The organism is Limosilactobacillus mucosae DSM 13345 (assembly GCF_001436025.1).
Lineage (GTDB): Bacteria > Bacillota > Bacilli > Lactobacillales > Lactobacillaceae > Limosilactobacillus > Limosilactobacillus mucosae.
Window position 1 is genome coordinate 1 of the sequence record NZ_AZEQ01000034.1, and the last position, 9,171, is coordinate 9,171.

Below are 9,171 nucleotides of genomic sequence, written 5' to 3' on the forward strand. Positions count from 1 at the left end.
ACGACTTCACCATTCCGTTATGATATTGTGGGCAGTTTCCTGCGTCCAGCCGAACTGAAAGCGGCGCGGGAAAAATTTGCCAACCATGAAATTGACCATGACGAACTGAAAAACGTTGAAGACAAGTGTATCAAGGAACTGGTCGAAAAAGAGGCACAAGCTGGACTGCACGCGGTTACTGATGGCGAGTTCCGGCGTTCTTGGTGGCATCTGGACACGTTCTGGGGCTTTGAAGGGATCGCACACACGAATCCAGAGCATGGCTACTTTTTCCATGGTGAAGAAACCCGTGCAGATTCAGCAGCTGTGACAGGCAAGGTACGCTTTAACGGTACGCACCCCGACCTGGAAGCCTTCAAGTACCTTAAGCGCTTAACGGATGGCACGGACCTGATCCCACGCCAAAGCATTCCGGCACCGGCACAATGTTATGAAGAATTAGTACTGGGTGAGGGGAAGAACGAGGCCATCGCTGAATTTTACTCATCCAAGGCAGAATTGGCCAAAGACGTTTCGCAAGCTTACCATGATCTGATTTTGGCTTTATATGATGCCGGCTGTCGTGACTTGAAACTGGATGACTGTACCTGGGGATCAATTGCTGATGACGAATTCTGGCATGTGTTTGCAGAAGATGGTCAAAGCCGTGAACTGTTGCAAGAACAACTCTTAAAGATCAACAATGATGCCTTGGTAAACCTGCCAGCTGATTTGGTCGTGACTACGCATGTCTGCCGTGGCAACTACCACTCCACTTGGGCAACCAAAGGCGGTTATGGTCCCGTTGCTGACTATGTACTGGCGAAAGAAAACGTGGCAGCCTTTTATCTGGAATACGATTCAGAGCGGGCAGGCGGTTTTGAACCCTTGGCGAAGGTCCCAGCCGACAAATACGTGGTGCTGGGTCTGCTAACCTCTAAATCTGGTGAATTGGAAGATCGGCAGGTTATCTTGGACCGGATTCAAGAAGCGGCACAGTATCATGATCTGGACAAACTATGCCTGAGTACGCAATGTGGCTTCTCTTCAACTGAAGAAGGCAATATCCTGACTGAAGAACAACAGTGGGCTAAGATTGCCTTGGTCAAAAGCATTGCCGAAGAAGTCTGGGGCGCTTAAAACATTCTTTATTAATCTCCTTAAATGACATTTTTCCTAAAAAAAGCAGCACATGCCAAAGGATCAACAATCGTGGGCTGAGATCATTTAGCTCAAATATGCTGAAATACTATAAATATCTCCTCAAAATAAAACTCCTCGCAGCCAAGCGGGGAGTTTTATTTTAATAACGAGACCTAGTCAGTAGCGAGTCAGATTAGCCTTGGACCGTGGCAGCTTGCAGGTCGCTGGCTTCCTTGATGTTGTGAGCGTCCATGTATTCGATGATTTGATTGATGGTAATGTAAGGAACGTTGACGCGCTTGGCCATTTCTGCCAGATCGTCGCGGCGAGCCATGTGGCCATCTTCTTTAAGCACTTCAATGATTACCGCAGCCGGTTCAGCGCCCGCCAGATATGCCAGGTCAACAGAAGCTTCAGTATGACCGATCCGTTTGCGCAGCCCGCCGTCCAAAGCATAAAGTGGTTGAATGTGGCCAGGGTGGTTAAAGTCAGTTGGCTTAGCAGCGGGGTTGGCAATACGCTTGATCGTAGCAGCACGGTCAAATGCGGAAACGCCAGTCGTGACACCGGTTGCTTCAAAAGTACCATCCGCGGTCGTCATAAATGGCGTTTGGTTTGGATCAGTACTGTGTTCAACCATCTTGGTAAAGCCCAGTTCATGTGCCCGTTGGATGGTGATTGGCACGCACATCAGACCATTGGCTTCGTGCAGCATTTCGTAGACCGTTTCGGGAGTGATGCGGTCAGCCAAAGCCACCAGATCGCCTTCGTTTTCGCGATCTTCATTATCGGAAAGAATTACATAGCCGCCGTTTTGCAGTTGTTGCAGTGCAGTTTCGATCGTGTCAAATTGAACCATAATTTTAGCCTCTTTCTCTGTTTGCCAAATGTAAAATCAACTCTCCGTTCGAACGTGGCCTTATCATATCCTGTTACCGTTAGTTTGTAAACCGTACTATCTGCCTAAAACGGCTTTGCTTATCGAATGAATCACGAACAATAACGTTAAAATATAACAAATGTTCGAGAATTACCAACTGAACAATTGAACAAGAATTCGGTTAAGCAGGTAGTCGAACGTTCGTAAAGCTTTTCGATTACTTTAGGCGCTTGCTCTTTGAAACAAGTGTCGTTTTTGTTTAGTTGTGAACTAGAAAATGAACAAAAAATGCCATCAAAAACTTTTTCAAAAAATTTCTGATGACTTTCATTTGTTAAATATCTAAAGTCGATTGGTTGATTATTTGCAATGAGATCAAACGAATTAATTCAATAATTAAGGTTGCTGGCTTTGGCATTCCGTTCTTGGACAGCCTGGGGAGCCATCTGTTCACGCAGCGCGCCATAGATTGGCCGTCCCCCTAACAGATCGTTGACTGTGTAGGCAATGAACGTAACCAGCAGCATTGGCAGAATCTGCTGAATCGTGCCGACCATTTCAGTCAAAAGACAGATGGCGGTAAACGGGGCCATTTCAATTGCGCCAAAATAAGCAGCCATACCAATGACCACCAGATTGATGTAGGCTTTGGCAGGAATGAGACCAAAGCGGATCATCAAGCAGCCAGCAAAGCCACCCAAGATCGCACCCAGTACCAGAATCGGCATGAAAATCCCGCCTGGTACTGCGGCACCATAAGAAATCATCGAAAAAACGAAGCGAATTACAAAATAGATCCCCAAAAGCACCATCATCGCTTGAAACCCGTGTACATGACGTGGCAGCTGGGCGATAACCTCGACGAAAACGTGACTGCCTCCCAGCATGTTGGCATCCCACAAGCCGATTGGAACTACCAGCAGCAAGGGGATGATCGCGCGCCGATTTCTTGGCAGCCAGGTAATCTTGCCATACCAACAATGAATGTTAATCAGACAATATTGGTAAAACCAAGCCAGAATACCCAGCAAGATGCCAAACAAAGCCAAGGGAAGATAGGTAGCCGGTGGCAGGCGATAGGTAACGGGCAGCCACATGCATGGTCGCGTGCCAAAAAAGAGCAGGGTGACGAGATCGGAAGCGATGGCTGCGGTTAATGCCGTCAGCCAGGTTTGCGACTCAAACGTATAGGTAATCTCTTCAAGCAGGAAAAGCGCACCGGCCAATGGAGCTGAAAAAGCAGCGGAAAGTCCGGCGGCAATCCCACAGGCAATCATGATCTTGGTTTCGTCCTTGGATGATTTAAAGCATTTTTCAGACAGTCCTTGACCAATCGCTGCCCCCATCTGAATACAAGGACCCTCGCGACCTAGGAACAGCCCTGGACAGATTGCCATTAGGCCGATTATGTATTTGCGCCAGAGTACCGACCACCAAGACATCCAGTGTTCATCATGTAAAACGTCTTCAACTTGTGGCACGCCGGAACCAACGATGTCAAATAAATGATTTTTTAATAGGCGTGACATGATCAGCCATAAGATAACCGTGCCGATCAGATATGCGCCCAGCATCAGATAATGAGTTCGCATATAAGGATAGATAACGTTGAGTCCCTGCAGCGTTGTGTCAATGATTTTGCGAAACGTGGTTACGATCAGACCAGTTGCCATTCCGACAGCGGTGCCGCGTCCAATCCTTTTTAAAAAGTTTGAGGCAAAGGGCCGGTGCAGAATTTCGCTTGCGTCAATTTCTTTCAAAATAAGATCCCCTTTTTAAGCAGCTGTCTAAATTGCAGATGGTTCGTGACACTCCCAAATTTAAAGACGAACGTTATCTAATCGTCAAACAGCAGCTTTTTAGCATGATTTATTCAGTAGTTTAAATGCTGAATGTTGATTACGAAAAATATAGCACAGGTGAAACCGTTTTTTAAGAAGCATTCATTAAAATAACTTAATTTAAAGTATCTTTTTATCTATTTTTACAAAAATTAAGTAATTTATTTGTTATTGGTGTTATACTTTTTTCGATATCAGGATTCCTTTAATCGATAAGGATTCTGAGAAGCTGTTTTTGATCGCCTGTTTGAAAAGATGAGGAGGAATTTGCGATGGCAAAGGATCTAGAAAATAAGACTGCAATCGTAACGGCAGCCAGTCGTGGTATTGGTCTGGCAATTGCTGAAAAGTTTGTTGCAGAAGGAGCGATTGTCTACATGGCGGTACGCGACAGCGAAAAGAACCGTCAGTTGACCGAACAGCTGCATGATCAAAACGAAAATTATCGGTGCGTCTTTTATGATGCGTTTGATTTTACGACCTATGCACCGATGATTCAGCAAGTTGTTGATGAGGTAGGGCATTTGGATATTTTGGTCAATAATTTTGGCACAACGGACGTTAGCAAAGATACGACGCTGGTGGATGGCGACAGTAAGGCTTTTTTTGATATCGTTGATAAAAATATCGCGAGTGTCTATTACACGTCTAAGTATGCCGTCAAAGCAATGCTGAAACAGGAAACGGGCGGCAGCATCGTCAACATTTCATCGGTTGCTGGAACGACGCCTGACATCAGTCGACTGGCATACGGCGTCTCCAAGGCAGCTATCAACTCGCTTACCAAGCAGACGGCCGTTGAATATGCGCGCAATAAAATCCGAGCCAATGCAGTACTGCCAGGATTCGTTGGTACGGATGGCGCACTGCAGAATATGTCAAAGAGCTTTTTGGACGGATTCTTGAAACACGTACCATTGCATGAGATCGTTAAACCCGTCGACATTGCCAATATGGTCGCCTTTCTGGCTAGCGATAAGGCAAGATACGTTACCGGTGAACTAGTGACAGTTGCCGGTGGCTTTGGGCTGCCGACGCCGATTTATGGGGATGCCATGAGTGGAAATATCAAACAAGGTTAATAAAAAAAGAACTCGTCAAATTTGGCGGGTTCTTTTTACATATCAACTATTAATCAGCTTTGCTCAGTAGGGCGCGCATCTGCTGGATTGGAATGCGGCTGTAGCTGAGGTTCATTCGATAGACGTATTCAAGATCAGCCTGCCATTTTTGAATTGCGCGTTTGAATTTACGATTAGAGCGGTTACGGCGGATTAAATACCTAAGATGATGCACGACTTCGGATTTTGATAATTGCCCATTAACAATAATCTGTCGTAGAATCGCGTGACGTTGAATAGGTGTCAACCCAATCTGCGAATTGACGTTGTAGCCAAGCTTATGTAAAACAGATTCCTCATTGCCAAATGTTGGTACGAAGTGATTGCTGGTATGTTCATCTGGTAGCTTTGGTTTCCAAAAATCTTCAAGAACATAATGACAAAGCAACTTACCATCATGACTGATTTTTCGGTAGACCGATTCTTTAATCATGAGTTGATCACAGGTTTGACAATAATAGACAGGAAAACGGATATTAAGATTGCGTTTTTTTGTTCGAGAATAAATATTTGCCAGGCCGTAAAACATAATTGTATTATGCTGCTTGGCTTTGCAACGAAATTTTTTGATCCGTGTCAGATACCAGTCGTCTTCAATTGGATACTGACAGAATTTTTTGCCATTTTTAGTAATGATCGTTAATTCATTAATAGATTGTTGTTCGTTGGTAGGTTTTTGCGCCTTTTTAGAACTGGATGAAAATTGATCGGAAGGTTGCTTGAAGTAGCTTGCTGATTGCCAAGGCTTAGTATCAAATGAAGAGTCGTCAGTAGTTGATGACCTTTTATGTATAAAATGATTAGTTTGGTCGGCATCTGATTGAGGCGTTGATGTAGTTGAGATTGGCTTTGGATGATGATTATCTGAATTAGTTGACTGTTTGATGGTTTCCTCATAGGCTTTTTCAGAGCGTCCCATAATCTTATTACTTGAGTTAGTCGATCGTTCAATAATTTTTCCTACAGTAGATTTATTTTTAATAGTTGTTTGGATTGACTAATCAGAAATAGGCGGCTTGATCGATTCATTTTCTTGATCCTTTTTTATGAGCAGATATGTAGCGATAATTATCAAAATCATAAACAACATAAAAAGATAATTCATGAAAAATACACTCTCCTAATATAAATACTCTCCCATAAGTATTAACTTGTTTATTATAAAACGTTTACATACACTTGAAAATATGTCATGAAACATGATTTTATCAGCAGTTCAGTCAAATTCAGTCAAACAGATCGTCAAAAACTTTTTTAATTATTTTTAGTAAGCGCAATCGTTACGACTAAATAGATAATTAGACAGATTTTGTCTTAGATAAATAAAAACTTTTACTCTGACAAGGACAAAATCTTCTGGTAAGATATACGAGTTGCTCAAAACCGAACTGGTTACGTCGTTTTGTCTCATGGGCCCGTGAGGCAGGACAGCTGGCGAGAAATTGAGCACTTCTCGTCAACCGAGGTGGGGGTCGCCCCACGGACAAGCAGCCGCAATCATCTGGTTGTGGTAAAAGCTACTGAGAAAAAGGAGAGAATTGATTCATGGAACGCAATGAAAATTACTTTGTCTGGCTGTTCAACCAATTGAAGGGGTGGCCAATGCAAAACTATCTGCTGTTCTTTTTTGCACTGGGCTTTCAACTGGCGCTCTTAATCAGCAGTCCGATTACATCCGTTACGCTGATCACGTTTGTTGGTACAATCTTGGGGACGCTGTGCGTATTGGCCATTAACGCAACCAAGGCAATCAACGGCTGGCTGGGACTAATTTCGGCGGCCTGCTTTATTTACGCTGGTCTGGCCGCCAAAAACTACCTGTCGATCTTTGAACAGATTGCTTATGTCTTGACGCTTGATCTGCCGGTAATCTTTGCCGTCCGCAGCTGGAACGATGACACCAAAAATCACCTGCGCCGTTTTGGAGCCAAGCAATGGATCGTAGCCATTATCGGTACGCTCTTGGTTTATGTAATCAGCGGCTATCTGATCGGCAATTTGACTAATGATCCGCGGCCATGGATCGATGCCATCAGCTTTGCCATTAGTTTGACGGCAGGCATTATGTGCTTTATGCGCTACAACAACCAGTACTATTGGTGGCTGGCTTCGGGAATCTTCCAACTGATTCTTTGGGGTGTTACCTTTGCTCAAGGGGATGCCACGCTGGCAATGGCCATCAACAGCTTGATCTACGTAGTTAATGACATTCTGGCCTTTACGGTTTCGCCATGGTTCAACCGTGGTCGGCGTCAGGCTGGTTTGGCTGAGATGGAATAGGCTAAATTAACTTACAGCTGCTTTCAGAGAAATCTGGAGGCAGCTTTTTTGATGTCAATGGGTAAGAAGAATGGCGTCAGCGGCTAAAAAACATACCATACAATGGCATTGGTGAGGGGAAATGTCAGAAGGCCATGGTATACAGCGAGTCAGGCAGAATGGCATTGATAATGAAAAACAGCCCCATTACGGTAATGAGACTGTCTGATAAGTTTAATTAATCAGAAACGTTTTGCCAGCCCAACACTCGCTGAACTTGCAACTGTGGCTTGGGCGATTGTGGTAGCTTAGCCAGGAATTATTTTGCATCAGTAATATTAGTAAACGTTAATGCATTTTCTGCCTGGGTAGTGGTTTCAAATTTGCTACCGTCAGCCGCGATTGCCAAAAGATAAAGCTGGGTGTTAGCTTGGGAATCGGTCATTGTAATGCGGTAGGTAGGTTTTCTGAACAGCCTGGCTAAAAATGTAATGACATAATAGGAGACGACAAAGATAATCAAATATTTAACGAATATAATGATTGCTTCCATGATCGATTACGCCTCCGCTTGATGTGAAAATTAGTGATTGGCTAAATAGTCAGATTCGCGGTTCAATTGATGAACATAGCCATCAACCTCGTTTTTCTGACTTTGCGTGACATAATAGTCATTTTCCAAAGTCGTCAAAGAAACGGTCTTGGTTTCAAAATGGCCGCCCGCCACATCGCCTGAGGCACTTGGAACCCACATCTTATAGGTAACGTTCTCGCCATCAACTTTATAGTAGACAAAGCTGCTGGGATCGCCGTTTGCGGTAATGTAACTGTAGCCTGCGGTATCGCTACCACCAGGATTTTCACCGGCTGGACTGTAACAGAAGAAGTCGCTGCCAATGTATTGTTTCATCCAGTTGGGTTCAACTAAAAGCAGTAGTAAAATACCGGCAGTTTTGTCATCTACTTTGGCTGGCGTGGCAGTACTGGAAGTCTTGGTGGAACTATCTGATATACTGCTCGTTGATTGACTGGCCTCGCTTGAACTGGTTGATTTAGCTGATGAGCTTTTTTTACTGGTGCTGGAACGCTTTTGTGTACTGGTTTGGGTTGTGGATTCGCTGCTTGATGCCGATGAGCTGGTTGATTTAGAACTGCCGCATCCTGCTAACAAACCGCAGCTAAGTAAGACGATTGTGCCACTGAGAATCTTTTTATTCATAATTACTCCTCCAATTGTGCGTGTGTACTAATAATAACTCATTTTTAATTATGTCTAGCCGGAAATCCCGTGACTTTAGTCATGGGATGGATAGGCTTTCTTAAGACGTTCTTTTTGAAGCGCATTGTATTTTTGATTATTGATGTAGTTTTCTACGACGTCTTTGCTCATGTCGCCAAGCGTACTCATATAGTAGCTGGGAGACCATAAATGACCACCCCAATATTCAGATTGTTGAATTTCTGGATGTCGTTTGAGAAAGATAAATGCACTACACCCCTTTAGTGCTTTGATAGCGTTGGTTGGCGCCTTGCTAGGTGGAAAACTGATCAGTACATGAACATGATCCAGGATGACTTCCATCTTTTCCATTACAATTTCGTTATCTTTTGCAACCATTCGCAATATGTCTTTCATTTCGTCTACCAGTTTCTTAGTTGAAAAAGTCTGGTGGCGATACTTAGTTACCCAGATTAAGTGATAATGAAAATTATAGATATATCGACGAGTATAAAATGCGTCTTGAATCTTTTCTTTTGCCATTAAGAACACCTCAATCGTTATAGTCATTAACTGATGATATAATCCAATTAAAGGAGGTGAAAAAATGAAGTCAATGGCACAATTGGAATACCATTATGGATTGAAGGTTCGCATTTATCCAAGTGATCATCAGAAACAAATAATTAAGGTTAATAGTGATGCTAGTCGTTTTATCTACAACGAAAT

10 protein-coding genes are annotated in these 9,171 nt (G+C 43.6%); 4 read left to right on the forward strand and 6 right to left on the reverse strand.

Annotation, left to right across the window (positions count from 1 at the left end; translation table 11 throughout):
• Positions 1-1,119: 5-methyltetrahydropteroyltriglutamate--homocysteine S-methyltransferase (locus tag FC47_RS09700; protein ID WP_268888870.1), on the forward strand; the 1,119-nt coding region annotated here is incomplete at its 5' end.
• A 196-nt stretch (positions 1,120-1,315) separates the two neighbouring features.
• Here FC47_RS09700 and ribB read toward each other — a convergent pair.
• Positions 1,316-1,984 carry a 3,4-dihydroxy-2-butanone-4-phosphate synthase gene (gene ribB / locus FC47_RS09705; protein ID WP_148313130.1) on the reverse strand — a complete coding sequence of 223 codons (669 nt, stop codon included), beginning with the start codon at positions 1,982-1,984 and terminating at the stop codon, positions 1,316-1,318.
• Positions 1,985-2,391: 407 nt separating this feature from the next.
• A complete protein-coding gene (locus FC47_RS09710; protein ID WP_155519178.1) occupies positions 2,392-3,762 on the reverse strand; it encodes a ClC family H(+)/Cl(-) exchange transporter in 1,371 nt (456 codons plus the stop codon).
• 353 nt (positions 3,763-4,115) lie between these two features.
• Between FC47_RS09710 and hdhA the strand changes: the two genes are divergently transcribed.
• Positions 4,116-4,925 (forward strand): 7alpha-hydroxysteroid dehydrogenase, encoded by an 810-nt coding sequence (gene hdhA / locus FC47_RS09715; protein ID WP_006499116.1) that lies wholly within the window; start codon positions 4,116-4,118, stop codon positions 4,923-4,925.
• Between the two features lie 49 nt (positions 4,926-4,974).
• On the opposite strand, the gene FC47_RS09720 is transcribed toward hdhA, so the two are convergent.
• The gene (locus FC47_RS09720; RefSeq protein WP_056968762.1) at positions 4,975-5,883 is read right to left on the reverse strand and encodes a hypothetical protein; all 909 of its coding nucleotides are present in this window, start codon (positions 5,881-5,883) and stop codon (positions 4,975-4,977) included.
• Between the two features lie 626 nt (positions 5,884-6,509).
• Here FC47_RS09720 and pnuC point away from each other — a divergent pair.
• On the forward strand, positions 6,510-7,244 hold the full coding sequence (pnuC, locus tag FC47_RS09725; protein WP_006499114.1) for a nicotinamide riboside transporter PnuC: 735 nt from the start codon (positions 6,510-6,512) through the stop codon (positions 7,242-7,244).
• 298 nt (positions 7,245-7,542) lie between these two features.
• Here pnuC and FC47_RS09730 read toward each other — a convergent pair whose 3' ends face one another.
• The 3 genes from FC47_RS09730 to tnpA all read right to left on the reverse strand — a co-directional run bounded on the left by FC47_RS09730 (position 7,543) and on the right by tnpA (position 8,985).
• Entirely contained in the window at positions 7,543-7,776 is a 234-nt protein-coding gene (locus FC47_RS09730) for a hypothetical protein (protein WP_056968763.1), read from the reverse strand.
• Positions 7,777-7,806: 30 nt separating this feature from the next.
• Complete coding sequence (locus FC47_RS09735) at positions 7,807-8,442, reverse strand: Lreu_0056 family protein (protein WP_006499112.1); 636 nt, start codon at positions 8,440-8,442, stop codon at positions 7,807-7,809.
• Positions 8,443-8,517: 75 nt separating this feature from the next.
• Positions 8,518-8,985: an IS200/IS605 family transposase gene (tnpA, locus tag FC47_RS09740; RefSeq protein WP_039944832.1), complete on the reverse strand. Its 468-nt coding sequence runs from the start codon at positions 8,983-8,985 to the stop codon at positions 8,518-8,520.
• 64 nt (positions 8,986-9,049) lie between these two features.
• Here tnpA and FC47_RS10485 point away from each other — a divergent pair.
• The coding region (locus FC47_RS10485) for a helix-turn-helix domain-containing protein (RefSeq protein ID WP_155519179.1) at positions 9,050-9,171 on the forward strand (122 nt) is incomplete at its 3' end.